25 protein-coding genes, 1 tRNA gene and 1 pseudogene are annotated in these 25,309 nt (G+C 32.9%); 17 read left to right on the top strand and 10 right to left on the bottom strand.

The window, feature by feature from the left end:
- Nucleotides 1-4 precede the first annotated feature (4 nt).
- From ACM55I_RS02245 to fahA, 3 genes are all read right to left on the bottom strand, one after another.
- Nucleotides 5-622 carry a GNAT family N-acetyltransferase gene (locus ACM55I_RS02245; RefSeq protein WP_416845152.1) on the bottom strand — a complete coding sequence of 206 codons (618 nt, stop codon included), beginning with the start codon at nucleotides 620-622 and terminating at the stop codon, nucleotides 5-7.
- Nucleotides 623-1,099: 477 nt separating this feature from the next.
- Nucleotides 1,100-2,284: a hypothetical protein gene (locus ACM55I_RS02240; RefSeq protein ID WP_416845151.1), complete on the bottom strand. Its 1,185-nt coding sequence runs from the start codon at nucleotides 2,282-2,284 to the stop codon at nucleotides 1,100-1,102.
- Between the two features lie 134 nt (nucleotides 2,285-2,418).
- The gene (gene fahA, locus ACM55I_RS02235) at nucleotides 2,419-3,702 is read right to left on the bottom strand and encodes a fumarylacetoacetase (protein ID WP_416845150.1); all 1,284 of its coding nucleotides are present in this window, start codon (nucleotides 3,700-3,702) and stop codon (nucleotides 2,419-2,421) included.
- A gap of 108 nt (nucleotides 3,703-3,810) precedes the next feature.
- On the opposite strand from fahA, the gene glyA reads away from it, so the two are divergent.
- The 9 genes from glyA to ACM55I_RS02190 all read left to right on the top strand — a co-directional run bounded on the left by glyA (nucleotide 3,811) and on the right by ACM55I_RS02190 (nucleotide 12,550).
- Nucleotides 3,811-5,085, top strand: a complete 1,275-nt coding sequence (gene glyA / locus ACM55I_RS02230) for a serine hydroxymethyltransferase (RefSeq protein WP_039110650.1) — start codon at nucleotides 3,811-3,813, stop codon at nucleotides 5,083-5,085.
- Between the two features lie 150 nt (nucleotides 5,086-5,235).
- Nucleotides 5,236-5,829, top strand: coding sequence for a MiaE family protein (locus tag ACM55I_RS02225; RefSeq protein ID WP_416845149.1), 594 nt, complete (start codon nucleotides 5,236-5,238; stop codon nucleotides 5,827-5,829).
- Between the two features lie 184 nt (nucleotides 5,830-6,013).
- Entirely contained in the window at nucleotides 6,014-6,607 is a 594-nt protein-coding gene (locus ACM55I_RS02220) for a helix-turn-helix domain-containing protein (RefSeq protein ID WP_416845148.1), read from the top strand.
- Nucleotides 6,604-7,056 (top strand): response regulator, encoded by a 453-nt coding sequence (locus ACM55I_RS02215; protein ID WP_416845147.1) that lies wholly within the window; start codon nucleotides 6,604-6,606, stop codon nucleotides 7,054-7,056. The genes ACM55I_RS02220 and ACM55I_RS02215 overlap by 4 nt, the downstream gene beginning before the upstream one ends.
- Nucleotides 7,057-7,067: 11 nt before the next feature.
- The gene (locus ACM55I_RS02210) at nucleotides 7,068-8,864 is read left to right on the top strand and encodes an ATP-binding protein (RefSeq protein WP_416845146.1); all 1,797 of its coding nucleotides are present in this window, start codon (nucleotides 7,068-7,070) and stop codon (nucleotides 8,862-8,864) included.
- A 19-nt stretch (nucleotides 8,865-8,883) separates the two neighbouring features.
- Nucleotides 8,884-9,381: a GNAT family N-acetyltransferase gene (locus ACM55I_RS02205; protein ID WP_416845145.1), complete on the top strand. Its 498-nt coding sequence runs from the start codon at nucleotides 8,884-8,886 to the stop codon at nucleotides 9,379-9,381.
- A gap of 138 nt (nucleotides 9,382-9,519) precedes the next feature.
- Nucleotides 9,520-10,614 (top strand): efflux RND transporter periplasmic adaptor subunit, encoded by a 1,095-nt coding sequence (locus tag ACM55I_RS02200; protein ID WP_416845144.1) that lies wholly within the window; start codon nucleotides 9,520-9,522, stop codon nucleotides 10,612-10,614.
- Nucleotides 10,614-11,870, top strand: coding sequence for an ABC transporter permease (locus tag ACM55I_RS02195; RefSeq protein WP_416845143.1), 1,257 nt, complete (start codon nucleotides 10,614-10,616; stop codon nucleotides 11,868-11,870). The genes ACM55I_RS02200 and ACM55I_RS02195 overlap by 1 nt, the downstream gene beginning before the upstream one ends.
- Nucleotides 11,871-11,872: 2 nt before the next feature.
- A complete protein-coding gene (locus ACM55I_RS02190) occupies nucleotides 11,873-12,550 on the top strand; it encodes an ABC transporter ATP-binding protein (protein WP_416845142.1) in 678 nt (225 codons plus the stop codon).
- Between the two features lie 7 nt (nucleotides 12,551-12,557).
- On the opposite strand, the gene ACM55I_RS02185 is transcribed toward ACM55I_RS02190, so the two are convergent.
- The 3 genes from ACM55I_RS02185 to ACM55I_RS02175 form a co-directional block, all read right to left on the bottom strand.
- The gene (locus ACM55I_RS02185; protein ID WP_416845141.1) at nucleotides 12,558-13,127 is read right to left on the bottom strand and encodes a pentapeptide repeat-containing protein; all 570 of its coding nucleotides are present in this window, start codon (nucleotides 13,125-13,127) and stop codon (nucleotides 12,558-12,560) included.
- Between the two features lie 103 nt (nucleotides 13,128-13,230).
- Nucleotides 13,231-13,665: a DUF6526 family protein gene (locus ACM55I_RS02180; RefSeq protein ID WP_416845140.1), complete on the bottom strand. Its 435-nt coding sequence runs from the start codon at nucleotides 13,663-13,665 to the stop codon at nucleotides 13,231-13,233.
- A gap of 83 nt (nucleotides 13,666-13,748) precedes the next feature.
- Nucleotides 13,749-13,892, bottom strand: coding sequence for a DUF6804 family protein (locus ACM55I_RS02175; protein WP_416845283.1), 144 nt, complete (start codon nucleotides 13,890-13,892; stop codon nucleotides 13,749-13,751).
- Nucleotides 13,893-14,994: 1,102 nt separating this feature from the next.
- Between ACM55I_RS02175 and ACM55I_RS02170 the strand changes: the two genes are divergently transcribed.
- A complete protein-coding gene (locus ACM55I_RS02170) occupies nucleotides 14,995-16,023 on the top strand; it encodes a rod shape-determining protein (protein WP_416845139.1) in 1,029 nt (342 codons plus the stop codon).
- A gap of 474 nt (nucleotides 16,024-16,497) precedes the next feature.
- Nucleotides 16,498-16,854, top strand: a pseudogene (locus ACM55I_RS02165) (cyclophilin-like fold protein).
- A gap of 173 nt (nucleotides 16,855-17,027) precedes the next feature.
- Here ACM55I_RS02165 and ACM55I_RS02160 read toward each other — a convergent pair.
- Nucleotides 17,028-17,147, bottom strand: a complete 120-nt coding sequence (locus ACM55I_RS02160; RefSeq protein ID WP_416845282.1) for a winged helix-turn-helix transcriptional regulator — start codon at nucleotides 17,145-17,147, stop codon at nucleotides 17,028-17,030.
- Between the two features lie 199 nt (nucleotides 17,148-17,346).
- Here ACM55I_RS02160 and ACM55I_RS02155 point away from each other — a divergent pair, with 199 nt between their 5' ends.
- The 5 genes from ACM55I_RS02155 to ACM55I_RS02135 all read left to right on the top strand — a co-directional run bounded on the left by ACM55I_RS02155 (nucleotide 17,347) and on the right by ACM55I_RS02135 (nucleotide 22,605).
- On the top strand, nucleotides 17,347-17,820 hold the full coding sequence (locus ACM55I_RS02155) for a (2Fe-2S)-binding protein (RefSeq protein WP_416845138.1): 474 nt from the start codon (nucleotides 17,347-17,349) through the stop codon (nucleotides 17,818-17,820).
- A 73-nt stretch (nucleotides 17,821-17,893) separates the two neighbouring features.
- Entirely contained in the window at nucleotides 17,894-18,523 is a 630-nt protein-coding gene (locus ACM55I_RS02150; protein ID WP_416845137.1) for a hypothetical protein, read from the top strand.
- 35 nt (nucleotides 18,524-18,558) lie between these two features.
- Nucleotides 18,559-20,721, top strand: coding sequence for a xanthine dehydrogenase family protein molybdopterin-binding subunit (locus ACM55I_RS02145; protein WP_416845136.1), 2,163 nt, complete (start codon nucleotides 18,559-18,561; stop codon nucleotides 20,719-20,721).
- A 61-nt stretch (nucleotides 20,722-20,782) separates the two neighbouring features.
- Nucleotides 20,783-21,904: an XdhC family protein gene (locus ACM55I_RS02140; protein ID WP_416845135.1), complete on the top strand. Its 1,122-nt coding sequence runs from the start codon at nucleotides 20,783-20,785 to the stop codon at nucleotides 21,902-21,904.
- A 101-nt stretch (nucleotides 21,905-22,005) separates the two neighbouring features.
- Nucleotides 22,006-22,605 carry a nucleotidyltransferase family protein gene (locus tag ACM55I_RS02135; RefSeq protein ID WP_416845134.1) on the top strand — a complete coding sequence of 200 codons (600 nt, stop codon included), beginning with the start codon at nucleotides 22,006-22,008 and terminating at the stop codon, nucleotides 22,603-22,605.
- Nucleotides 22,606-22,704: 99 nt separating this feature from the next.
- Here the strand turns inward: ACM55I_RS02135 and ACM55I_RS02130 are convergent, their stop codons facing one another.
- Nucleotides 22,705-23,847 (bottom strand): cysteine desulfurase family protein, encoded by a 1,143-nt coding sequence (locus ACM55I_RS02130; RefSeq protein WP_416845133.1) that lies wholly within the window; start codon nucleotides 23,845-23,847, stop codon nucleotides 22,705-22,707.
- A 612-nt stretch (nucleotides 23,848-24,459) separates the two neighbouring features.
- Nucleotides 24,460-24,533 (bottom strand) — tRNA-Arg (locus ACM55I_RS02125).
- Between the two features lie 103 nt (nucleotides 24,534-24,636).
- Here ACM55I_RS02125 and ACM55I_RS02120 point away from each other — a divergent pair.
- On the top strand, nucleotides 24,637-25,149 hold the full coding sequence (locus tag ACM55I_RS02120; RefSeq protein WP_416845132.1) for an adenine phosphoribosyltransferase: 513 nt from the start codon (nucleotides 24,637-24,639) through the stop codon (nucleotides 25,147-25,149).
- On the opposite strand, the gene ACM55I_RS02115 is transcribed toward ACM55I_RS02120, so the two are convergent.
- Nucleotides 25,146-25,286 (bottom strand): SsrA-binding protein, encoded by a 141-nt coding sequence (locus ACM55I_RS02115; protein ID WP_416836875.1) that lies wholly within the window; start codon nucleotides 25,284-25,286, stop codon nucleotides 25,146-25,148. The genes ACM55I_RS02120 and ACM55I_RS02115 overlap by 4 nt on opposite strands.
- Nucleotides 25,287-25,309 lie beyond the last annotated feature (23 nt).

Raw genomic sequence — 25,309 nt, 5'->3', positions numbered from 1 at the left:
GATATTATTTTTTTAAGAACAAGGCTTCTTTAATTGATTTTAATCTGTTTAACACTCTAACGTTAAATGGGTGTTTAGGCGGGTCTTTAGGCTTTTCTTTTGGGTCATAAAGCATTCCGGTACACAAGCACATTTTGTTGTCTTTACTTTTTAGGATTTCATAATTGGTACACGTTTGGCATCCTTTCCAAAAACTTGGATCGCTGGTCAATTCTGAAAAAGGTACAGGTTTGTAGCCTAAATCTGAATTGATTTTCATTACCGCCAAACCAGTTGTGATTCCAAATACTTTAGCATCTGGATATTTTTCCAATGAATAATCAAAAACAAATGATTTGATTTTTTTGGCTAAACCTAAATTTCTGTAATCAGGATGTACAATCAAACCAGAATGTGCCACAAATTTCCCGTGTTGCCAACTTTCGATATAGCAAAAACCAGCAAATTTGCCATTGTCTAATGCAATGACAGCATCTTTGCTTTCCATCTTTTTTTGGATGTATTCAGGAGTTCTTTTAGCAATCCCAGTACCTCTCAATAAGGCGGACGATTCAATAGTATCGCATATTTCCTGCGAATACTTATAATGTTCTTCCTGAGTTACAATGATAGAAATGTTCATTTCAAGAGATTATTTTGAGTTAAAAAATGAGTTGGATTCAAGTTTCGAAAAACCAGCGTTATACCAATCAATTAAAATAGATGCATAAAAAGACATTGATCCTGAACATAGCGTTGTGTGGGCTAATGAACAAGAAAATATAGTTTTTTTAGGATATATTAATCCAATGGTTAACTGGGATAATTTCAAAACGGTATAAATGAGAAATGAATAAAAAACAAAAACAAAACACGTTGTGGGTACTATATTATAGCATCCGTACTTCGGGAGAAGCCGTAGGTCTGTTTGTCCGTGATATAGAAGTTATATGTACACTTATATTATTCATGGGTGCAAAAATACAATTATTTTGGAAACAGAATACTTTTTTTGTTTTTTGTAACAAAATTTTAATACAATGTTTGTTTTATGCAAGTAAAAAACTCCCTGAAATAATTTAATTTCAAGGAGTTGTTCTTTTTCTGTTAATTTATCTAATTAATTTCGAAATCTATTTCGACTAATGATATCTTTTAACTTGGCTTTCAAATCTTCTCCAGTGTCATAAACCATTTGTTCACTGCTAGGAAAAGCGACTGCTCTTTTATCAAAATAAGAGTAATAATTATCGTCAGAAGCGCGTCGGTCTCCTTTATAGGTTGCATAGATATTTTCGAAAGTAAACTCACTTGTCACAGGAAAGGACTGGATGAGTTGATTGCTTCTCAAGTTTACATAATCTACTTTTGCGGTAATCTGGCAGGATTTAAATTGTCTCGATTCATAAATACGGGCGTTTACGGTTCTAAGATTATCAACCAAAACCACTTTTCCTTTTTCGTCTAAAACTTCTCTTCCGTTAGCGTCAATCAGTTTTTTTACCCCATCCTTTATGATGCGTTCTTTTACAAATTCTCTTTCTTTGATTTGTTCTGGTGAAATATAAATTTGGCGAAAATTAATCATCATACCATAATCATAATCAATTCCCCTTTGTTTGTTACTGTGGTAAATGGTCCATTTATCATTTAACCCATAGGTGCTAAAATCCAATAAATCATTTTGCAGACGAGCTGGAATAATCATGTTGGTTTCATTTTTGGTGTAAACCGAAACATAATCAGAACCTTTGAATTTAGCTTCGTCCATGAGTTGCAAAACATTTTTGTAATTTGGATTTATTTGATTCAAATAATCCAAATCATCATACCCCTTGCGGAAATTCATCTTGTCTGAAGTCAGCATTAATTTTTTTGCATTAGCATATAAATAAGCGGATAAGGCATTTTTGCTGTCTACAATTTTGTTGTTATAATTGTCAAAAGGAAAAATTGCGTTCCTGCCTTCTTTAATTAATTTTAAAGGTAGTATCGGTTTGATTTTTTCCTGACGGTTATTCAATTGGATATAAGTAGTGTATGTTTTTTCTAATTGCGTTGGATTTGCCTCTTTCGCTAATAAGTTTATGGTGTTTAAATCACGCTCTTTGGCTTTGGCGAAAGCCTCTTCGAGTAAATAAACATAATCCTGCTTGCCTTTTTTATCTTTATTGGATTGTAAATTTGAAATGGCATTATCAATTGCTGGATCGTAATTTCCGGAGCTTAATAAGTTTTGAGTTTGCTTTACGCCACAAGACGAAACAAGAATAAACAACGATAATAAAAGAGTAATTTTTTTCATAAGCAAAAAAGTAAGTAGGTGTTTATTTGAAGCTGTAATCCTATTTTAATATTCAAATTTCAAAAATAATGCCACAAAAAAACCTAACAAAAATAGAACAAATGTTAGGTTTTTAAAAGTATATTTTTAATTTTTTATTTTCTTACGAATGGTGGAAGTAGCTTACTGGAAACTTCGCCAAAACCAATGCGAACCTGTCCGTTTTGACAAAATCCTTTCATTATTACAGTGTCGTTATCATTGATGAATTTACGTTCTGTCCCGTCATTCATTTTTATTGGATTTTTCCCTCCCCAGGTTAATTCCAGCATGGAGCCAAAACTATCTTCGGTTGGTCCTGAGATTGTTCCTGATCCCATCATGTCACCCGAATTTACGCGACAACCATTAGAGGTGTGATGCGCTAATTGTTGGCACATTGACCAATATAAATATTTAAAATTAGAATGAGAAACAACAGTTTCTTCGGCATTTTCAGGTTGAATTGCCACTTCTAAATTAATATCGAAAGAATGCTTTCCTTTTTGTTGTAAATACGGTAACGGAGTAGGCTCTTGTTTTGGACCTTTGGTTCTAAATGGTTCCAACGCATCCATCGTAACAATCCAAGGTGAGATTGAGGTAGCAAAGTTTTTGGACAAGAATGGCCCCAGTGGAACATATTCCCATTTTTGAATATCGCGGGCGCTCCAGTCATTCAATAAAACCATTCCGAAAATATAATCTTCGGCTTCATTTATAGGAATATTTTCTCCCATAATATTGACATCGGTTGTTATAAAAGCAGTTTCCAATTCAAAATCTACCGAACGGGAAGGTCCAAAAACAGGCGTAGTTTCGCCATTTGGCAAGGTTTGTCCCATTGGTCTATGCACTGGAATTCCAGAAGGAACAATAGTAGAACTTCTTCCGTGATAGCCCACAGGGATGTGAAGCCAGTTAGGTAATAACGCGTTTTCTGGGTCGCGAAACATTTTTCCTACATTAGTTGCATGCTCTTTGCTGGAATAAAAGTCTGTATAATCGCCTATTAGTACCGGTAATTGCATTTCTACATCTTCCATTTTGAAGATGACAATATCTCTGTCTTTTGTATTATCTCTTAATTTTGGATTTTTTTCGTCAAAAATTTCAGCGATACGATTTCGAACCAATCGCCATGTTTTTTTGCCATCCGAAATAAAATCATTCAAAGTGTCTTGCATGAACATATCATCCGTCAGCTCAATACCTTCGAAATAATTTAATTGCTGTAAAGCTCCCAAATCAATAGCGAAATCTCCGATTCTAGTCCCTACAGTCACTATGTTTTCTTTGGTAAGAAAAACACCAAAAGGAATGTTTTGAATGGGAAAATCGCTGCTTGTAGCTACTTCTAACCATGATTTTCTTTTAGTATTGTTGGCTGTTATAGGCATATTGATGTTAATTATTTTGTTGAAAATTACTCATCAAATATATTATAATCTAACTATTAACCAAACGTTTTTTTGTATTTTTGCATCAAATTAACCAAAATCAAAGAAATGCAACGCGACGAACAAATTTTTGACCTTATTCTAGAAGAACAAGAAAGACAAATACACGGATTAGAACTTATCGCTTCGGAAAACTTCGTAAGTGACGAAGTAATGGAAGCAGCCGGTTCTGTTTTAACCAATAAATATGCCGAAGGATATCCTGGCAAAAGATACTACGGCGGTTGCGAAGTAGTTGATGTTATTGAGCAAATTGCTATTGACAGAGCCAAAGAATTATTTGGTGCTGCTTACGCAAATGTGCAGCCACATTCTGGTTCACAAGCGAATACAGCGGTTTATCATGCTTGTATCAAACCAGGAGATAAAATTTTAGGTTTTGATTTATCACATGGTGGACACTTAACGCATGGTTCTCCTGTAAACTTTTCTGGACGTTTATACACACCTTCTTTCTATGGTGTAGACAAGGAAACAGGAAGATTAGATTACGATAAAATTCAAGAAATAGCAACAAAAGAGCAACCAAAATTAATTATCGCAGGAGCTTCGGCTTATTCTCGTGATATGGATTTTGAGCGTTTCAGAGTAATTGCGGATAGTGTTGGCGCTATTTTACTAGCGGATATTTCTCATCCTGCTGGTCTTATTGCAAAAGGGTTGATGAATGATCCATTGCCTCATTGTCATATTGTAACGACTACAACACACAAAACATTACGTGGTCCTCGTGGCGGTTTAATTTTAATGGGTAAAGATTTCGAAAATCCATTTGGTTTAACGACTCCAAAAGGAGAAATCAGAATGATGTCTTCTTTACTAGACTTAGCTGTTTTTCCTGGAAATCAAGGGGGTCCATTAATGCACATTATTGCTGCTAAAGCGGTTGCATTTGGCGAAGCATTAAATGATGAATTTTTCACTTATGCTTTACAATTACAAAAAAATGCTAACGCAATGGCAGATGCTTTTGTAAAAAGAGGCTATGAAATCATTTCAGGCGGGACAGATAACCACATGATGTTGATAGATTTAAGAAACAAAAATATTTCTGGAAAAGATGCTGAAAATGCATTGGTAAAAGCAGAAATTACGGTAAATAAAAACATGGTTCCATTTGATGATAAATCACCATTTGTAACTTCAGGAATTCGTGTAGGAACTGCAGCGATTACCACTCGTGGTTTGCTTGAAGAAGATATGGAAACTATTGTTGCTTTAATTGATAGAGTGCTAGTGGATCATACTAACGAAGATGTTATCGAAGCGGTAGCTGCTGAAGTAAATGAAATGATGAGCGAAAGAGCTATTTTCGTATATTAATTTTTTTAGTTTAAAGTTTAAAGGTTTAAAGTTTAAAGTTTAAAGTTTTGTGTTTCGAAAAGGTATCACAAAATTTTGAACTTTAAACTTTTTCTTTTTTAACGGAACTTTAAACGGTAAACTATTTTCAAACTTTAAACAAATTTTGTAATGTCAGTACTGAGATTAAAATTGCCAACCGATCCGAGATGGGTGAATATTGTTGAGAAAAACATTGAGGAAATCTTGACGGATCATGCTTGGTGTGAACAAAAAGCAGCTACAAATGCCATAACAATTATCACTAACAACTCGGAACATCAGGATTTAGTGAAGGATTTGTTGGCTTTGGCCAAAGAAGAAATCGACCATTTTGAGCAAGTTCACAACATCATTATTAAACGCGGCTTGAAGTTAGGACGCGAACGAAAAGATGATTATGTCAATGAATTGTATTTGTATATGAAAAAAAGCGGAAACGGAAGCAGAGTTTCCAGTTTAGTGGAACGGTTGTTGTTTTCAGCTATGATAGAAGCGAGAAGTTGTGAACGGTTCAAAGTCCTTTCGGAAAACATCCAAGACGAAGAATTATCCATATTTTATAGAGATTTGATGGAAAGTGAAGCGGGTCATTATACGACTTTTATAACCTACGCAAGGAAATATGGCGTAGGAATTGATGTGGAAAAACGGTGGAGAGAATGGCTTGAATTCGAAGAAAATATTATAACAAATTACGGTAAAAGTGAAACGATTCACGGATAACTTTAAGTATGCTATTTTTTGGAATAAACAGGATTTATTTAAGAGTATTAATAATCAGGTTTTTATGTTTTTTGTATTTTAAAGAAAACAATGTTTAACATTTAAAGTAAATTATTTGCTACACATTAATAATTTTTGATTTACATTTAGCGTTTAATTTTAACTTTAACAATTGCTTAATGCTATGAAGGTCAATTTTAATTATGATGGAAATATTGCTTGCAGGGCGATATTGCAAGATCAATTAGAAAAATTAGATATTAAATATCAACTGTTGGATTTAGGACAAATTGAAATTAGTGACGATGTCTCGGAAGAGAATTTTACAGCACTTCAAGATAGTTTAAAGAAATATGCGATTCATATTATAGATAACCCAAAAGGGCAATTAATTCAAAAAATTAAAGATGCAATAATTGAAATTGTCTATGAAAAAGATAAATTTCCTAACATAACAATTTCTCAGTATCTATCGGATAAATTGAACTTACGATACGGATATATCACCAATGTTTTTTCGGAATATACACATACGTCAATTGAGAATTTTATTATTATTCAAAAGATTGAAAGAGCAAAGAAATTAATAATTGAAGAGAAGCTGACTTTAACTGAGATTTCTCATGAACTGAATTATAGTAGTGTCGCTTATTTATCTACTCAATTTAAAAAAGTAACAGGATTAACGCCTTCGATGTTTAAAAGAATTGTAGGTAAAAGAAGAGAGTTAAGTAATAATGAAGTAGTAAAAAGACAAAATAACCCCGATATTTTATGATTTCACACCAAGATTCAATGCATATTCTTTTAGCTGACGATGACGAAGATGATCGCACCTTTTTTAGTGAAGCTATACAGGAGCTTAAAATGAATAATAAGTTGACTCTATTCAAAGATGGTAAAGATCTAATGGATTATTTAGTACATCCCGATATTAGGCTGCCGCATGTTTTATTTCTGGATTTAAATATGCCAGGAAAAACGGGGATCGATTGTCTAAAAGAAATCAGAGCAAATATTCGTTTTAAAGAGGTTTCAATTGCCATATATTCTACTTCTTCATCAGAAAAAGATATTGAAGATACGTTTATAGAAGGCGCTAATATTTACATCAAAAAACCAAACGATTTTTCTATGTTGAAAAAAGTAATTAAGGAAGTGGTAAATATGAATTGGCAATTTCATACTTCGGGTTTAAATATAGAAACTTTTTTCTTTAGCGTATAATCAGGGAATAAATGAAAATTCTTGGACTATATAAAAACTCTCAAGTGTTTAAAATAGCTTTAGCTATTGCAATTGTCGTGGTTTGCTATATAGCTTCGATGTTTTATTCCCAAATGAAAAATCTTGACTCAACGGTTGAATTAATTGCGAATTCAAATGAGACTCAACTTGAATTAGAAAAACTTTTATCGGTAATTAGTATTTATGAAACGAGTTTACGAAGTTATATTATCACAAAAGAGGAATCGTATATAGCAAACCGGTTTTTGAGCAGAGGTAAAATCGAAGAAAACTTAACCAAATTAAAAAAGTTGACTTCGAAGAATCCAGCCAGAAATCAGGATATTTACCGACTTGAAAAAATTATTGATTACCGATTCAAGCTGTTCCGACAAACCTTAATTATTGCTAAAAGTAAAAATTCAGGACCAATATACTTAAACGCTAAGTTGCTGGAAAGTAGTGAAGTTACTGATAGGATGAAATCTTTTGTCACTAAAATAATCTTTTCAGAAAGTGCCAAAACAAAATTTCAAAATGACAGCCATCAATTTGAATTGCGGGACTCCATAATAACGGCTTTTTTATTAGTTATCCTTTCTCTTTTAATATTGTTGTTATCGTTCAATAAAATGAATGTAGATATTGATGAACTCAAAAAAGCAAATGATAAATTAAAACTGCTTAACGAGTCGTATAATACTGCTGAAATGACTGCTGGTTTCGGGCATTGGATGGTTAATCTGGAAAGCAATACCTATACTTTTTCAGATAATTTGTTTCGTCTAATGGGGGTTGAACCCAATGAATTTGAACCCAATATAAAAAATACAATTAAATTTATTCATCCTGATGATTTAGCTTATGTAACAAAAGTACATAAAGATTCTTTAATAAATCACCAGTCTACTTCGATGGTATTTAGATTTTTAACACCAAAAGGAGAAGTGAAATACATTTTAGGTGTAGGAAGTTTCACTAATGATGGAAATGGAAATTTAATTAAAATAGGTGTGAATTGTGATATTACAAACCAATACAAAAAAACACTTGAATTAGAGGAAAATAATAAAGAGCTTAAATATATCAATAAAGAACTCGAAGCTTTTAACAATATAGTAAGTCATGATTTGCAGGAACCACTTCGTAAGATTCAAATGTTTATTTCCAGATTAGAAGAAAAAGAATTGGATTTGCTGACCCATCAAGGAAAAGAATATTTTTCTAAAATTCGTGTTGCGGCCAATAGAATGCAGACCTTATTAATAGATTTAGTCAATTATTCCAGAACAATAAAAGGAGATAAGGTTTTTGTAGAAACAGATTTAAACAAAGTGGTAGATGAAACGCTTCAAGATTTATCCTCTACTATTGAAGAGAAAAAAGCTACTATTCAAACGGGAAATTTACCAACAATCAAAGTAATACCGTTTCAGATGAAGCAGCTTTTTATAAACTTAATTTCCAATTCTCTTAAATACAGTAAAGATGATATACCACCTCAAATAAGTATCGCTTCTAAAGAAATTACTGAAAAAGAAGTATTGGATTATAAAATAACGAATGCAGCGGATTATTATAAAATTGTTATAGAAGATAACGGAATTGGTTTCAAACAGGAGTATGCCGAAAAAATATTTCTTTTGTTCAAACGTTTAGAAACGGATCCTAAATACGCAGGAACTGGACTTGGTCTGGCGATTTGTAATAGAATTGTAGAGAACCACAAAGGTTTCATAAAAGTAAAAGGAGAACCTGGAGTAGGGGCTAAATTTTATGTTTTTATTCCTAAAGGGGATTTGCTTTAATTTCAATAAATAAATTATAATGATTACAATAAAAGAAGCTTCAATAGCAGACTTAAATGCAATTCAAGGGATTGCTTATAAATCTTGGCCCGATACTTATGGCGCTATACTTTCGCAGGAGCAAATCGATTTCATGCTTAATTTATGGTATACGTCAGATGTTTTGATTGATAACATGACTAATAAAGGACATTTCTTTTTATTGGCTTTTGATGGAACTGTCTGCCTAGGATTTGCTTCATACGAACACAATTACTTAAACAAAAATGTAACCCGTCTGCACAAAATCTATCTACTTCCTGAAGCACAAGGAAAAGGAGCAGGGAAAATATTGATTGATACCATCGAAAATTTGGCAAAAGAAAACCATTCGGTTGCTATTTCCTTAAATGTGAATAAATTTAATAAAGCATTTACCTTTTATCAAAAAATAGGTTTTAAAATTGTAGATGAGTATGATACCGAAATTGGGAACGGCTATTTGATGGAAGATTATATTATGCAAAAAGACTTGTAATTTATTGCTGGATTTTCTCTTACAAAAAACACTTTTTATTATATAATTAAGTACCTGTGATTTAATATTAAAATGTATATTATCGTACATTTGATAGAAAGAATTTATAGTAACTTATAATGTTAAATAAAAAAATAAATGAGTTTTAAATCAATATCATTATTTTATTTATTGCTTTTTGCCATTCTATCCTGTTCAAAAAAAGAGAATCAAGAAACAAAACCCACTTTGGGTAATGTAACGGAAAGTGTTTATGCATCAGGCGTTATTAAAGCTGATGGTCAATATACCGTTTTTTCTACAGTTAACGGAACCTTGCAAAAAGTAAATGTAGTTGCGGGTCAATCCATAATTAAAGGGCAATCATTATTTGAACTGGAAAGTGATAAAGCAGAATTGAATACTGAAAATGCCCGATTAGCGTATCAATTGAGCCAGCAAAGTAACCGTTACATTCAAGATAAAATTTCCGAAATGGAAATGAAAGTAGAATCTGCCAAAGATAAATTAACCTTAGACGAATCAATTTATAACAGGAACAAGAACATTAAAAATCAAGGTGGAATTTCAGAAGTTGATTTTGAAAGAGTAGCATTAACTTTTAAAAGTTCTAAAATCAATTATGAATCTGCCAAAAAACAATTGGGCCAACTCAAAGCACAATTAGAAAACGACCAAAATCGCAATCGCATTAATCTTAAAATCAATCAAAAATCACAAAGCGATTTTAGTGTTAAAAGTGCCTTTTCAGGAGAATTATTTGATGTGTTGGTGAAAGAAGGAAGTTTGATTACTCCGCAAACTCCTTTGGCAATCATAGGTAAAGCGGATTCTTTTTTATTGGAATTAGAAGTCGATGAAAATGACATGGTACACGTTATGCTGGGGCAAAAAGTACTGGTAACGATGGACAGTTATAAAGGTCAGGTTTTTGACGCAGTTGTCGATAAAATTTATCCTATCATGGATGAGCGTTCCCGTACTTTTAAAATCGAAGCTCATTTTATAAAATCGCCTGATAAATTATACCCTAACCTTACCGCTGAAGCGAATATTATCATTCAGATTAAGAAAAATACAATCACGATTCCTAAGTCTTATTTAATTCAAAACAAATATGTTTTGGTGAATAAAGATGAAAAACGAGAAGTAAAAATAGGTTTGAGTGATTATCAGAAAGTGGAGATTCTAGAAGGATTAAAAGCGGATGAAACAATTTATATGCCTAAATAATGAACTTCAAATTAATTTTAAATATTGCGCTACATTTGCTTCGAGCCAGACTAAAACAAACAATTGTTGCGGCCGTTGGAGTAACTTTTGGTATCGCCATGTTTATTTCTTTGGTTAGTTTTATGCATGGTTTAAATGATTTATTGGATGGATTAATGCTCAATAGAACTCCTCATGTTCTTTTGTATAACGAAATTAAACCTTCTGAAAATCAACCTGTTTCATTAGCTGATGATTATAAAAATAACGTCAATTTTATTCATTCTATAAAACCAAAAGACAGAGGGAAATCAATTTACAATGGTAAAACGATTATTAAAGTTTTAAAAGAAGATGTACGTATTATTGATGTTGCGCCAAAAGTGACAACTCCAGTTTTTTTTAATTCTGGAACTATTGAAATTTCAGGGATAGTCAACGGTATTGATGTTTTGCCGGAAGAAAAATTATTTAAAATCAGCGATTATATAATAGAAGGGAAAGTAGCTGATTTGCTTCAGAATAACAGTATTATCATAGGAAAAGGATTGGCAGATAAGATGTTGCTTTCCAAAGGAGATATTATTAAAATCACTACTTCTAAAGGAAAATTGGCCTCTTTAAAAATTGTTGGAATCTCTGAAATTGGTATTGCTGAAATTGATAATACGATGAGTTATACGTCATTGGCCACAGCCCAAAAAATCTTAGGGGAACCCACAAATTATATTACTGATATTCAAATTAAACTTTTTGATATGACTTCGGCTCCTGCTGTTGCAAAAGAGTTTAGGGATAAATTCAACTTGGACACCATCGATTACCAAACAGCAAATTCACAGTTTGAAACCGGAAGTACAATACGGAGTATTATTTCCTATGCAGTAGGTGTAGTGTTACTTATTGTGGCAGGTTTTGGGATTTATAATATCCTAAATATGATGATTTATGAAAAAATGGATAGTATAGCAATTCTAAAAGCAACAGGTTTTTCAGGGAATGATGTCAAATGGATTTTTGTTTCACTTTCTATTATTATTGGACTTGCCGGAGGATTATTTGGATTGTTATTTGGCTATATTTTCTCCTCCATTATAGATGTAATTCCATTTGAAACCGCTGCGTTGCCCACAATAAAGACCTATCCCATAAATTACAATCCCTTATTTTATGTTATCGGAATTACTTTTGCATTATTTACCACCACAATTGCAGGACTTTTTCCTGCTTTGAAAGCTAGTAAAGTTGATCCAGTAGAAATAATCAGAGGAAAATAACGATGGAGAATAATAAAGTTTTAGAGGCGGTTGGTTTGAGCAAATATTTTTATGACCCTGTAAAATTTCAGGTCCTAAAAGAAATTAACATGAGTATTAATCATGGTGAGTTTGTTTCAATCGTAGGAAAATCGGGTTGCGGAAAATCGACCTTGTTGTATTTGCTTTCTACGATGGATACGGATTATGACGGTAAAATATTTATTCATAATGAACTTGTTACTGGAAAAACCGACAAAGAACTAGCATTAATACGGAATGAGAAGATAGGTTTTGTATTTCAGTTTCATTATTTGCTTGCGGAATATAATGTATTGAAAAATGTCATGCTTCCGGGAATGAAATTGGGTAAATACTCTAATCAGGAAATCGAACATCGAGCGATGAAACATTTGAAAACATTGGATATGGAAGACCAAGCCTTAAAAATGCCAAATCAATTAAGTGGAGGGCAAAAACAACGTGTGGCTATAGCCAGGGCTTTAATAAATGATCCGCTGATTATTATGGGTGATGAGCCTACAGGAAATTTAGATAAGAAAAATAGCGATTTGGTTTTTGATGTTTTTAATAAATTGACTCAAGAACAAAATCAGACTTTATTAGTTGTTACGCACGACACTGATTTTGCTGAACGGACTAATAGAATCATTACTATGGAAGATGGGAAAGTAATTTAGTAACGGCTTATTTAACTATAATTTCGTGTTTGTAAAGCAATCCTTTTAGACCTTCTAAAGAGAAAATAGCTTTTTTTAATCTTGTCTTGGTTGGATCAATAGTGTAGTTGTAGCTTGTTTTAAAATTCGCTTTATTGGCAATTGCTTTTGCAAATTCAGAACGGTATAAATCGCAATTTTCAAATAGGACTTCGGTCAAATCAGTAGCCATAAAATCGGCTGCAATTAAACTACAATTGGTAAAGGATGTTCCTTTAATTTTTAAAGTGTAAAACTTGGAGAAATCCAGAATACAATCATTAAAAGTAATTTCGAAAATTAATTTATCGCACATGGCAAAATTTACTTCTTTGATTTCGCAGCGATTGAAAGTTACCGTTCTAAAGGCGACATAATTTATTTTTGCTTTGCTAAAAGTACAATCATTGAAGGTGCAGTCAATAAAAGTGACATCCAGAAATATGCATTGGGAGAAATTACAATTCGTAAAAGTACAACACTCAAATTCCTTAAAATTGACTTCTTCTTCGCTGTAAATGATGTTGTTGTATTCAATATCTAGAAAATATTCTGGCATTTATGGGTTTTAAATTCAGGTTTAAGGCGATTATTTTGCGCAACAAAGAAACAAAATTCTATAGCTATACAATTCAGAATTTGGAATAATTATTTTAAAAAATTTAAACTCTGTCGAAATCTGCTTTCCAATTAATAATGGCTTTTTTAATTGCTCTTCCCGAAAGATTTTCATTCAACGTTCTTTCCATAAGTATAGAAAGTTCTTCATCTGGCGCAAATCGTAAGGCAAACAATTGGTCATCATTTAATTGGTGTTCAAAATCCTCCAATCTTTTTCCTGTAATAGAAAAATAGCGGTACCGAAGCTCTAATCGTACAATTCGGTTTTGCAAAGTCAATGCATAATGTTGGCGCAACATGAAAGCCAGACAAAACAGAACAACAAAAATACCGCTGATAAAAGCCCAAATCAGTTTATCTTCGGTGGTGCAACTAAAATACAAACTGAAGACCAGAAATGTCATTATTATGGGATAATAAACAAAATGATGAGGCGGATAATACCGAATATGATTTTTATAAGATTGTGTTTCCATGATTTTCTTTTAAAGTTTTTTAAAGATAGTCAAAACAACTTATTTGGAAGGGAGTAGGATTTTTAATTGCCAGAAAACCAAAATTATATAAGTTTTAGTACTATTATGAATGTTTGGAAAGATGGAGTTTTTCGATTTAATATTTTGGTAAAACGCACGAATTGATAATAACCGTATGGCATGTAGAGAAGACATGCCATTAGTAGAATAGATAAAATAATTTTAATGATAGAATTATTTATTACTTAGATTTTAATTATAAAAAGGGGTGTCAACTACAGGGTTAAACCATCGTGAAAAATGTTCAAAAATGGTTATTAAAGAAAAGACTAAGCTCATTAAAACCAATCCCTTAATTATAAAATAACCAATATTATCTTTTTCAATTTCTACTAATTCAACCTTAAAGTTTTGAGTCGATAAATTTGGAATGGTTTTAAATTCAAAATCATTTTTAAGATTAAATAAATCCGTTTTAAAATTGGAGCTTTCTAAAGTAATTTTCTGTTCAAATTTCAGTTTGAATACTTTCTTTTGAAAAAGCCATATACAACAAGATCAAATTCGTGATCAAAGTTATTGAGATTAAATATTTTGATTTGCTTATCTAAAGTTTTATGTTTTCCAAATCGATACCATAATTCATTTCTAAATCTATAGTTGATTATGATTAAACAATTTTCAAAAATATATTCAGTATTGTAGTTTAGATATAGTAATTCTATTTTTTTTCTTTTACGAAAGAGAATCTTAAAAAAAACGCCCAGCAATAATTAAAATAAATTGGAGGTTTTTGAATATATATATGTAAAATATTGTGAAAACAAATCTGAATATTTAGGAATTAATAATTTTATTGTGAAACAATGTAAAACTTCTAAACCATGTATGTAAAATTATAGTAGTCATTTTTAGTTTCAAGAGATAATAAAGATTTAAGTTTTTTGGTTTTAGGAGTTAATAATTGTATCATTTGTACTAGACTCTTCTTTAAAAGTTACTTGTTTGGTAATTATGCGAAGATAGGATTGCAGTAAATTATATTTGTAATTAAGATAATGGATAGCAACAGTAGGTTTTTTAGCATGATAAAATTTTAATATTCTTATTGAATTTTAAACTTGTTGTAAACTTACGTGTACCAAAAAATTTTCTTTTACGGCTTTCCACATTTGAAGAAAAAATAATTTTTATTTATGGACTGAGCATTCTTGAATAGTACAGTACTCTGGGCTTGTGCCGGAGGTTTCTTCCATCTTCTTCGGGGTATTTTCATCTTTATAGAGAATAAAACAGCAACAATAACGTTCTTAAAAGCAAAACTATATTATGGGCTTATTTGATTTTATGATAGTGGAAATAGCTATGGATTTAGGGACGGCTAATACTTTAATAATTTATGACGGAAAAATAGTAGTGGATAGCCCTTCTATGGTGGCCAGGGATATTAGAAATGGGAAAATTATTGCGGTAGGTAAAGAGGCCAGTTTAATGCAGGGTAAGACGCACGAGAATATTAAAACAATCCGGCCACTTAAAGACGGGGTTATTGCAGATTTTGATGCATCAGAGAAAATGATCAGCTGGTTTATAAAAAATATACCTGAAATAAAGAAAAATTTCTTTACTCCCGCACTTCGAATGGTTGTATGTATTCCCAGTGGTATTACCGAGGTGGAAATGAGAGCCGTAAAGGAGTCTTGCGAACGGGTAAACGGGAAAGAAGTGTATTTAATTCATGAGCCTATGGCTGCCGCTATTGGAATTGGTTTAGATGTGATGGAACCCAAGGGAAATCTCGTCGTTGATATTGGAGGAGGAACTACGGAAATTGCAGTTATTGCCCTTGGAGGAATAGTTTGTGACAAATCTATAAAAATTGCTGGAGATGTTTTTACCAATGATATATTATTTTATATGAGAACGCAGCATAATTTGTATATTGGAGATGCTTCTGCTGAGAGAATAAAAATTGATGTTGGCGCGGCCATGGAAGAACTTGAGGAGGCTCCTGATGACATAACGGTTCGTGGAAGGGATTTGCTTACCGGGAAACCTAAGGAGGTCAGGATTACCTTTAGAGAAATTGCAAGAGCTTTAGATAAATCAATACAGAGAATTGAAGACGCGATTATGGTAACGCTTTCATTGACACCACCAGAGCTGGCTGCGGATATTTATAATACGGGTTTGTATCTCGCAGGGGGAGGGGCAATGCTGCGCGGTCTTGATAAAAGGATTTCGCTGAAGACGGATTTGCCAGTCTATATTGCTGAAGATCCTTTAAGAGCCGTGGTTAGAGGTACTGGTACTGTCTTAAAAAACATACCTAAATATAGAAGTGTACTGATAAAATAAGTTAGTTATTGCATCCGTACAATTGGGTTTTGCATCTGATCTAACAAAAAGGTCGTTGAATATACTGAAAAAGACAAAATAAAATCCCAAAACGAAATAGAAATGGGATTCTATTTTTGTGACCTTGCCGGACAATTTTCGAACCTTTTTTTTAGCTGATTTGATAAAATTGAGTGGAACGGACTATTGAATTTAGGAATGTGAGGCTTGTAAATTATTATGATTCGAATCTCTAAAACATATAGAATAAATATATTTCGGAAACTCTAATGAGAACTGAATAATGGTTTCGGTTTTTACGTAATTTTTTGTATAAATAGGTTATATCTGGTAAGAAATAGCAACTTGAAAAGTGTTTTATCTGTCAGACATCCTTCAGATTGCAATTTTTACGGACTGAACATACTTGAATAGTACACTACTTTGGGCTTTTGCCTGAGGTTTCATAAATCTTCTTCGGAAAATATTAATGAAATGATGAATGAAAAAATCCGAATTAAGATTGGTTCAAGTGCCTTTAATATTACACTTTCGAACAATGCTACTGTAACAGAATTTAAAGCAATGTTGCCGATAACAATTAACATGAGCGATTTGAATAGCAATGAAAAGTTTTATGATTTCGCCAATGCTTTAACAACCAATGCATCTAATTCTTCTATTATACAAACAGGAGATTTAATGCTCTATGGAAATAGAACATAAGTGCTTTTTCACAAAACATTTTCTACCTCATATAGTTATACTAGGTTGGGTCGTATTGATGATGCAACAAGATTAACTGTGGTACTGGGTAATGGAAATTTTAGTATAACTTTTGAACTACAATAGAAAACAATATAAGAATATTAAATTTTTTTAAAGAATTTGATTCATAAGCTTCAAATCTTGAAGTAAAAGTTTAGAATTTTGTCTTATGAGATTTGAAACTTGGCAATTATTAATAATGGTTCGTGTTGTCCGTATTAACGAATTGAAGGTTCATTTTCCAATTGCTTTTTTCCTCATTCATATACATGCTCTATAAGCGGTATTAATTCCAGACTTGTGTTACTAAGTGAATATTCTACTTTTGATGGAATCTTGTGATACATTTTCCGGATGATTAATTTATCATCTTCCAGTTATCTTAGGGATTTGGTGAGCATTTTAGTTGTAATACATGGCAGCGTCCAAGCCATTTTCACTCTTTATGTTTGATTATCTTAACTAATAGTTTGAATTCAGTAATTTTCTATGCATCAGTTGGATTAATTTTATAAATTAAAAATTATTCTAAGCTATTTATACTTAATTTTGAGTAAACGATAAATTAATTTAAAAATGATTAAATTAAATGTAAACAATAAATCCTATGATTGTGATATCAGTAATGACATGCCGCTGCTTTGGGCTTTACGTGATATTCTTCAATTAACAGGTACAAAATATGGATGTGGTGTGGCGCAATGTGGTGCCTGTGTTGTGCATCTTGATGGAGAAGCTGTGCGTTCTTGTGTTACGAAAGTCAGCCGAGCTGAAGGTAAAAAGATTACTACAATCGAAGGATTATCCTTAAATAATGACCACCCTTTACAACAGGCATGGCAGAATATTGATGTTCCGCAGTGTGGTTATTGTCATTCAGGGCAAATAATGTCGGCGGCGGTATTACTTCGAGAAAATAAGAACCCTACCGATGAGGATATAGATAACGCAATGTCAGGTAATATTTGCCGTTGCGGAACGTATCCAAGAATTCGAAAAGCCATACACATGGCGGCCGAAATACAACGCGATTCTGAAAACAAATCCTAGTAGATAATAAAGATTATAAATTCATACAACTTTTGAATAATTCACTATGATGAAAAATTGGTATTCACAAAAGATGGTAAATATTGTTAGAAATAAAGCTGTAAAAATTGCTGCTTTGCTCTTAATGTTGCTTTCAATAGTAGCATTTAGTTTTAGCAAAAGATACAACTTGCATAATGTATACACAGCTATTCCAAAAGCAATTGTAAAGAAGGATAGTATAGTCTCTGTAAAGGCTTTTGAGAAAGTTTATTCTGTGCTAATGAGTCCAAGGTGTGTCAATTGCCATCCAATAGGAAATGTACCTCTTCAAGGAGATGACAGCCATATCCATAAAATGTTTCCAAAACGTGGAGTAGATGGTAAGGGACTTTATGCCATGAAGTGTGCGAATTGTCATCAATTGGAGAATACGGCTGGTCCACACGCGCCTCCAGGAGCTCCAAATTGGCATTTACCTCCAGCAAATATGAAAATGGTTTTTCAAGGAAAATCTGCTCATGAGCTTGCCAAGCAACTTGTAAACCTAAAACAAAATGGGAATAAAAATATTAAACAACTCCTAGAGCATGCTGATGATGGATTAGTACTATCTGGCTGGAAACCTGCACAAGGGCATTCAATGCCGCCAATAAGTCATAGCGAATTTAAGAAAGCTTGGATTACCTGGATTAAAACTGGTGCTTATGCACCAGCCAAATAATAATATTGAAATTTACACTAAAATATTTAAAAATCATGTCAGAGTCAAATATAGTACCAAACGTTTCACGCAGAGGTTTTCTTAAATTAGCAGGTATAGGAGGAACAGCTTTCTATCTGGGTATTTTTAGTAGTGAAGGTGCTTCAGCAAGTATAGTAAATCCAGAATTTACGGCACTCAATAAAGTGGAGTTGAATGCGTGGATTATTATTGAGGAAAGTGGAAAAGTAACTTTGGTAGATCATCGTGCAGAAATGGGACAAGGTTCCTATCACTCAGTACCTCAGATTATAGCAGAAGAGCTTGAAGTTGATTTAAAAGATATTAATGTAATATTTGCTCAGGGAAGTAAAAAATATGGTGGTCAGATAACCGGTGGTAGCTCTACGATACGGGGTTCTTATAAAAATCTTTTGAAACTTAGTGCCACTGCCAGAGAAATGCTAATAACTGCTGCGGCTAATGTTTGGTCTGTTTCGGCGACAGAATGTTTCGCGCAATCAGGTCACATAATTCATAAACCATCAGGAAAGAGTTTACATTATGGAGAGCTGGCCGAAAAAGCATCTAAACTGCCTACTCCTAAAGATGTAAAACTAAAAAAACGTTCAGACTATAAGCTTATTGGTAAAGGTATTCGCCGTATTGACACGAAGTTAAAAACCAATGGAGCAGCCATATTCGGTCTTGATAAAAGAATTAATGGGATGCTTTTTGCAGCGGTGGAACGTAATCCAAGACTAAGAGGAAAATTAGTCAGTTATGATGATTCACAAACTTTAAAAATTGCGGGTGTTAAAAAAGTATTTAAGATACAAATGCAAGTTCATAACACTTTGAGAGATGGGATTGCTGTTGTAGCAGATAACAGCTGGGCTGCTTTACAAGGTAAAAAAGCACTTAGAGTTGTTTGGGATGATAGTGGATTTGAACATTTAAGTTCTCCAGAAATAGCTAAACGAAAGTTAGAATTACTGCAAAAAGAAGAAGGACTGATTTTTAAAAAAGAAGGCGATCCCAATAAAATTATTGTTTCAGCTGAAAAAAAATTAGATGTAGTTTATGAGACGCCTTACCAATCGCATTATGCAATGGAACCTGTAAATTGCATAGCGCATTATCAAGGGAATAAAATTGAAATTTGGGGTCCTTTACAGGCACCAGATTGGATGCAAGAAAGTGTAAGCAAAAGTTTCGGATTGCCTTTAGAGTCAGTAATAGTGAATATGACCTTTTTAGGTGGTGGATTTGGAAGAAAAGCATTTACAGACTTTTGTCATGAAGCCGTTGTAATATCAAAAGAGATAAATGGGCCAGTACAGGTAGTTTGGTCAAGAGAAGATGATGCAACACAAGGACCTTTTAGACCAGGAATTTCTTATAGAGGTGAAGGGGTAATAGAAAATGGTGAAATTGCTGCAATAAAATTCAGAATGGCTGGGCAAAACATCGATCACTGGATGTCTGATAAAAGAGGAAAACCTAACGGAAGTACTACAGAAGGTTTTTTAGCTCCTTATTTTGAATCTATTAAAAATATAAGTTTTTCGGATATTCCGTTTGAAACACCCATACCAGTGCTGTGGTGGAGGTCTGTTTATGCATCTACTAATGGTTTTGCTTATGAGAGTTTTATGGACGAAATGGCGCATGAAGCAGGAAAAGATCCATTAGATTTTAGAAGAAAATATTTAATAGAGGAACGCCTTCAAAAACTTATTGATAAACTAGAAGAAGTATCAGGATGGAAGTCTAGAAAGAAAAATGAAGGTTTTGGCGTCGCCATAACAGAATGTTTTGATAGTACAGTTGGGCAGATTGTAAAAGTTTCTGCAAAGCAAGGCGGCGGGGTAAAAATAGATAAGGTATGGGCAGTAATGGATTGTGGTTGGTATGTAAACCCAGATATTATTCAAGCCCAAATAGAGGGTTCTATAATAATGGGACTAGGAGCAGCAGCATTCCATGAGATGACCTTTACCGATGGGATGGCAGATAAAAAGAATTTTTACGAATACAACATGCCACGTATATATGATATGCCTGAAATGGAAGTACATATAATTGAAAATGATGCCGACGCGGGAGGAGTAGGTGAGCCTGCTTTACCTCCTTTTGCACCAGCACTGACCAATGCAATTTTTGATTTGACAGGAAAAAGAATTAGAAAACTTCCTTTTAATTTGGATGAAGTATAGTTCAATTATTATAAAATATACTTTACAGAATTGTGTTTTATTATAGGAAATCAGTTTGTACATGAAAGAAATCAAAGATATACTTAGAGCCTATTTTTTAGCTACCAAAGCAGGAAAAAAAACTGCTCTTGCAACAGTAGTAAAGGTTGAAGGTTCTTCATACAGACAACCTGGAGCACGAATGCTTGTAAGTGAAGATGGCGAATTAACGGGTGCTATCAGTGGAGGTTGTCTTGAAGGTGATGCCTTGCGAAAAGCATTACTTGCCATCAATCAGCAACAAAATAAGCTTATAACCTATGACACCAGTAATGAGGATGATATTGAATTTGGTGTTCAGCTAGGTTGTAATGGTATAGTGCATATTCTTTTTGAATATATAGATTCTGCTAAAAATAATAACCCTATAGAACTTTTACAGGAATTAGAAAAAGAAAGAAAAGATGCCGTTATTATAACACTGTTTTCTCAAAATAGAAATTCGCTTCAACCTGGAACCGTTTTGTTTGACAGAGCTAGTGCAATATTAAAGGCAAATAATCCTTACGCGATATTATCATCCTATAGTAAGGAAGTATTAGAAAATAAGACTTCAATAATAAAAAAAGTTGAGTTTAAAAATGCTTCTTATGAAGCATTGATAGATTTTATTGCTCCACCAATATCTTTAGTAATATGCGGAGCTGGAAATGACGTAAAGCCACTTGTAGAAATGATTTCACTTTTAGGATGGGAAACTATTGTGGTTGACGGTCGTGCAACTCATGCTACAGCCGTAAGGTTTCCAAAGGCTACTGCTGTTTCTATTGCAAAACCAGAAGAAGTGTTAAACAACGTATCTGTAGATGATAGAAAATTCTTTGTATTGATGACCCATAACTACAAATATGATTTGGCTATGCTTAAATTTTTAGTACTAACAGATTGTGTCTATATAGGAATTCTTGGACCTAAAACAAAGCTTAATCGTATGCTTGCGGACTTAAAAGACAATGGTATTGTGCTAACGGAAAAACAACTTAATCGTATTTACGGACCTGTTGGGTTGGATATTGGAGCAGAAACATCTGAAGAAATTGCACTTTCTATAGTATCAGAAATTAAAGCAGTCATAAGTGGAAAAGAGGGGTTATCATTAAAATATAAAAAAGAAAAAATACACCCTGCAACAATGGTAGTTTAAAAGAGTAAATATGATTCAGAATAACTTTCGTCATGTGCACGATTATTTGAGAATACCGCTTAGTATAGAAAACCAAAGCAAGATAACTATTGGATGACAATATGGAAAAAGCTTTTGGCATAATAATTCTGGCAGCTGGTAATTCTTCGAGATTAGGAAAACCTAAGCAATTATTACAATATAATGGCAATACTTTGTTGCGGGAAACACTACTGCAGGCAAATTTGTTACACAATACTTTTGTACTAGTTGTGACAGGTGCTTATAAAGTAGTTATAGAGAAAAATCTTGATTTACTTGAGGTTCAAGTTGTTCATAATCCGAATTGGGAAATGGGTATGGCTTCATCAATTTCAGTTGGACTAGATAGATTATGTATGCTGAAACCAAATTTAAATTTTTGCATTTTTGCCGTATGTGATCAGCCCTATGTCACGGCGGGAGTCTTTGAGGATTTGATTGAGCAGCACAATAAAACAGGAAAGGGCATTGTGGCCTCGGAATATGCAGATACATTAGGTACGCCAGTATTATTTAGCAGTCGCTATTTTAATGAACTTTTAAACCTTAAAGGAAATGAAGGAGCTAAAAAAATGCTTCAGTACTATAAAGAAGATGTTGCATCTGTAATTTTCGAAAAAGGAGCTATAGATATCGATACTTTAGACGATTATAATAACCTTATTAATCAAATATCATAGCTTTAAATAAGTGTTATTTGGATAATCGAAGCTGTACTTACCGGTCGCTTATGAATAGAAAACAGAAAAACAAATCTTTTTTTTACAAGACCTAGCTCATTAACAATTATCCTGTCTTAAGATTGCAACAAGTTTTGTTACTTTTTCAATGACAATATTGATTTCTTCCTTTGTGGTAAATTTCCCCAAGCTAAAACGTATTGAGCTCAAAGCATCAGCATCAGACAACCCTAGCTCTTTTAAAACGTATGATGGTTCATTTGTTACAGAAGAACAAGTAGAACCGCTCGAAACAGCAATGTTTTGCAAACCAATTATCAGCCTTTCAGAATTTGCTCCAGGAAAACAAATATTGGTTGTGTTATATAATCTATCTTCAATACTTCCATTTACAAAAGTATTTTCAATTTTTAAAAGTTCATTCTCTAGAAGGTTTCTTAAAATAGTAATTTGAATTCTATTACCGTCCATTTCTAATGATGCTATTTCGCAGGCTTTTCCCAGTCCTACAATTCCTGGGACATTGAGCGTGCCGCTACGCATTTTACGTTCTTGTCCGCCACCGTGTATCTGCGAGTCTAATTTTATTTTGGCTGCTTCCGAAACATACAATGCACCAATTCCTTTTGGGCCATAAAATTTATGGGCAGAAATAGGCATCATATCAATGCCTAATTCAGAAACATTAATAGGTAATTTACCAACTGCCTGCGTTGCGTCAGTCATGAATATTACACCTTTAGACTTAGCAAGTTTACCTATTTTTTTTAATGGTTGTAAGACTCCAGTTTCGTTATTGGCTAGCATAATACAAATTATTAATGTATCAATTCTTATTGCTGCTTTTAGAATATCTAAATTTATGTGGCCATCTTTATCTATATTTAGATAAGTAACATCAAAACCACAACTTTCCATAAAACTGCAGGTTTCTAATACAGCCTTATGTTCGGTTAACACTGTAATTATGTGCTTTTTCTTATGATGTATTAATCCTTTAAAGGCTAAGTTTATTGCTTCAGTAGCACCAGAAGTAAAAGTAATTTCTTTCGGTTTTGCATTGATTAAATCTGCAACTTGATCTCTAGAAAAATCAACTACTTCACCTACGGATAAACCGAACAGGTGTTCACTTGAAGCATTAGCATATTTCTCTGTAAAATAAGGCAGCATATTTTGTAAGATACGACTGTCAAGTTGAGTCGTAGCATTATTATCAAGATATATTATAGATTCTTTCATTGTCATTGTTAGTTAAACTTTTTGTAGTCAAAACGCAGAGGTAAAGTTAAGCTTCATTCTTTTAATTAATTTATTAAATTTAGCAGTAATTGTTTCTATTATTTATAATTTCATTTTGTTATTAAATGGAATTATATGCTTCATTGATTTTGGAATCTTATAGGAGTAATACAAAAGCAGCTAAAGATGAAAAATGGGAATTATTGACACAGATTAATAATTATGAAAAGAGATAGTCTATTGCCAGGGAACTTCTTGTAACTTCATAGATCGATGTAGACGATTATCAAAAGATGAAAATGGAGTATAACAAATTTTAAACCGTTTAAAAATCCAGCTAAACAATATCTCAGATGACAAACAAAGTATTGAAGGCCTATTAAATATGGCGATCAAGAGATTAACACAGCTTAATTTTGCTTATACAAATACTAATTTATCTGAGAGAAGAGAGATGATTTGTTTAAATTATCCGAAAATTTCATTTTTCGAAATAACTATTTACAAACCGCTCGAGTCAATGAAATTGCCAGTCGTATTTATTTGATTAACATAAATTAAACAGCAAAAAAAAAGGGACAAAAGAAGATTTTTCTTCTTTGTCCCGTAAAGTGACCTTGACTGGATTCAAACCAGTAACCTCTTGAGCCGTAATCAAGTGCGCTATTCAGTTGCGCCACAAGGCCTTTTTTTGCTATTGAAGGGCTTAATAAAGCGCCTTATTGCGGGTGCAAATATAGGTATAATTGTGTAATTTGCAAGTCTAAATTTATAAAAAAATAAAAAAATATGCCACTTAATAATTACATACGTGATATTCAGGGTTTTCCAAAAGAAGGAATTTTATTTAAAGACATTACTCCTTTACTAATTAACCCCGAAGCAAGGAATAAATGCCTTGAAATATTGGTTTCAGCACTTAAAGATAAAAAAATAGACAAGGTAATAGGAGTGGAGAGTCGAGGTTTTTTCTTTGGAATGCTTATCGCACAAGAATTAAATGTTGGTTTTATTCCGGTTCGAAAACCTAACAAGTTGCCTTATGATACCATTTCAGCTACTTATGATTTAGAATATGGAACGGATACTTTAGAAATTCATGTTGACGCGATTCAAAAAGGAGACCGAATTCTAATTCACGATGATGTTTTGGCAACTGGAGGAACGGCTAAAGCGGTATGCGAATTGGTAGAAAGATTGGGAGGTGAAATTGTACAATGCAATTTCTTGATGGAATTGGCTTTTCTTAATGGAAGAGCAAAAATTAAGGGTAATGCCATTTTTGCAGCAATTAGGTATTAATCCAAAGCGCGGGTTGTTACATAATATCTATAGCCAATAATTGCCATTTGCCATTTCTTGGCTTTTGCCAAGTCCAATCGCTGTTTGGTGAAACTTGGAAGGATGACTTTGTTAATTTGAGCTAAAATTTTAAACATAGATAATTTTTTTTCAAAGATAT

It is taken from the genome of Flavobacterium algoris (assembly GCF_048158525.1).
GTDB classification, from domain to species: domain Bacteria; phylum Bacteroidota; class Bacteroidia; order Flavobacteriales; family Flavobacteriaceae; genus Flavobacterium; species Flavobacterium algoris.
This window is presented reverse-complemented; position numbering and strand designations above follow the sequence as displayed.

Coding starts and splice junctions, on each gene's coding strand:
- ACM55I_RS02245 (WP_416845152.1), bottom strand. CDS start 622: ATGAACATTTCTATCATTGTAACTCAGGAAGAACATTATAAGTATTCG.
- ACM55I_RS02240 (WP_416845151.1), bottom strand. CDS start 2,284: ATGAAAAAAATTACTCTTTTATTATCGTTGTTTATTCTTGTTTCGTCT.
- fahA (WP_416845150.1), bottom strand. CDS start 3,702: ATGCCTATAACAGCCAACAATACTAAAAGAAAATCATGGTTAGAAGTA.
- glyA (WP_039110650.1), top strand. CDS start 3,811: ATGCAACGCGACGAACAAATTTTTGACCTTATTCTAGAAGAACAAGAA.
- ACM55I_RS02225 (WP_416845149.1), top strand. CDS start 5,236: ATGTCAGTACTGAGATTAAAATTGCCAACCGATCCGAGATGGGTGAAT.
- ACM55I_RS02220 (WP_416845148.1), top strand. CDS start 6,014: ATGAAGGTCAATTTTAATTATGATGGAAATATTGCTTGCAGGGCGATA.
- ACM55I_RS02215 (WP_416845147.1), top strand. CDS start 6,604: ATGATTTCACACCAAGATTCAATGCATATTCTTTTAGCTGACGATGAC.
- ACM55I_RS02210 (WP_416845146.1), top strand. CDS start 7,068: ATGAAAATTCTTGGACTATATAAAAACTCTCAAGTGTTTAAAATAGCT.
- ACM55I_RS02205 (WP_416845145.1), top strand. CDS start 8,884: ATGATTACAATAAAAGAAGCTTCAATAGCAGACTTAAATGCAATTCAA.
- ACM55I_RS02200 (WP_416845144.1), top strand. CDS start 9,520: ATGAGTTTTAAATCAATATCATTATTTTATTTATTGCTTTTTGCCATT.
- ACM55I_RS02195 (WP_416845143.1), top strand. CDS start 10,614: ATGAACTTCAAATTAATTTTAAATATTGCGCTACATTTGCTTCGAGCC.
- ACM55I_RS02190 (WP_416845142.1), top strand. CDS start 11,873: ATGGAGAATAATAAAGTTTTAGAGGCGGTTGGTTTGAGCAAATATTTT.
- ACM55I_RS02185 (WP_416845141.1), bottom strand. CDS start 13,127: ATGCCAGAATATTTTCTAGATATTGAATACAACAACATCATTTACAGC.
- ACM55I_RS02180 (WP_416845140.1), bottom strand. CDS start 13,665: ATGGAAACACAATCTTATAAAAATCATATTCGGTATTATCCGCCTCAT.
- ACM55I_RS02170 (WP_416845139.1), top strand. CDS start 14,995: ATGGGCTTATTTGATTTTATGATAGTGGAAATAGCTATGGATTTAGGG.
- ACM55I_RS02155 (WP_416845138.1), top strand. CDS start 17,347: ATGATTAAATTAAATGTAAACAATAAATCCTATGATTGTGATATCAGT.
- ACM55I_RS02150 (WP_416845137.1), top strand. CDS start 17,894: ATGGTAAATATTGTTAGAAATAAAGCTGTAAAAATTGCTGCTTTGCTC.
- ACM55I_RS02145 (WP_416845136.1), top strand. CDS start 18,559: ATGTCAGAGTCAAATATAGTACCAAACGTTTCACGCAGAGGTTTTCTT.
- ACM55I_RS02140 (WP_416845135.1), top strand. CDS start 20,783: ATGAAAGAAATCAAAGATATACTTAGAGCCTATTTTTTAGCTACCAAA.
- ACM55I_RS02135 (WP_416845134.1), top strand. CDS start 22,006: ATGGAAAAAGCTTTTGGCATAATAATTCTGGCAGCTGGTAATTCTTCG.
- ACM55I_RS02130 (WP_416845133.1), bottom strand. CDS start 23,847: ATGAAAGAATCTATAATATATCTTGATAATAATGCTACGACTCAACTT.
- ACM55I_RS02120 (WP_416845132.1), top strand. CDS start 24,637: ATGCCACTTAATAATTACATACGTGATATTCAGGGTTTTCCAAAAGAA.
- ACM55I_RS02115 (WP_416836875.1), bottom strand. CDS start 25,286: ATGTTTAAAATTTTAGCTCAAATTAACAAAGTCATCCTTCCAAGTTTC.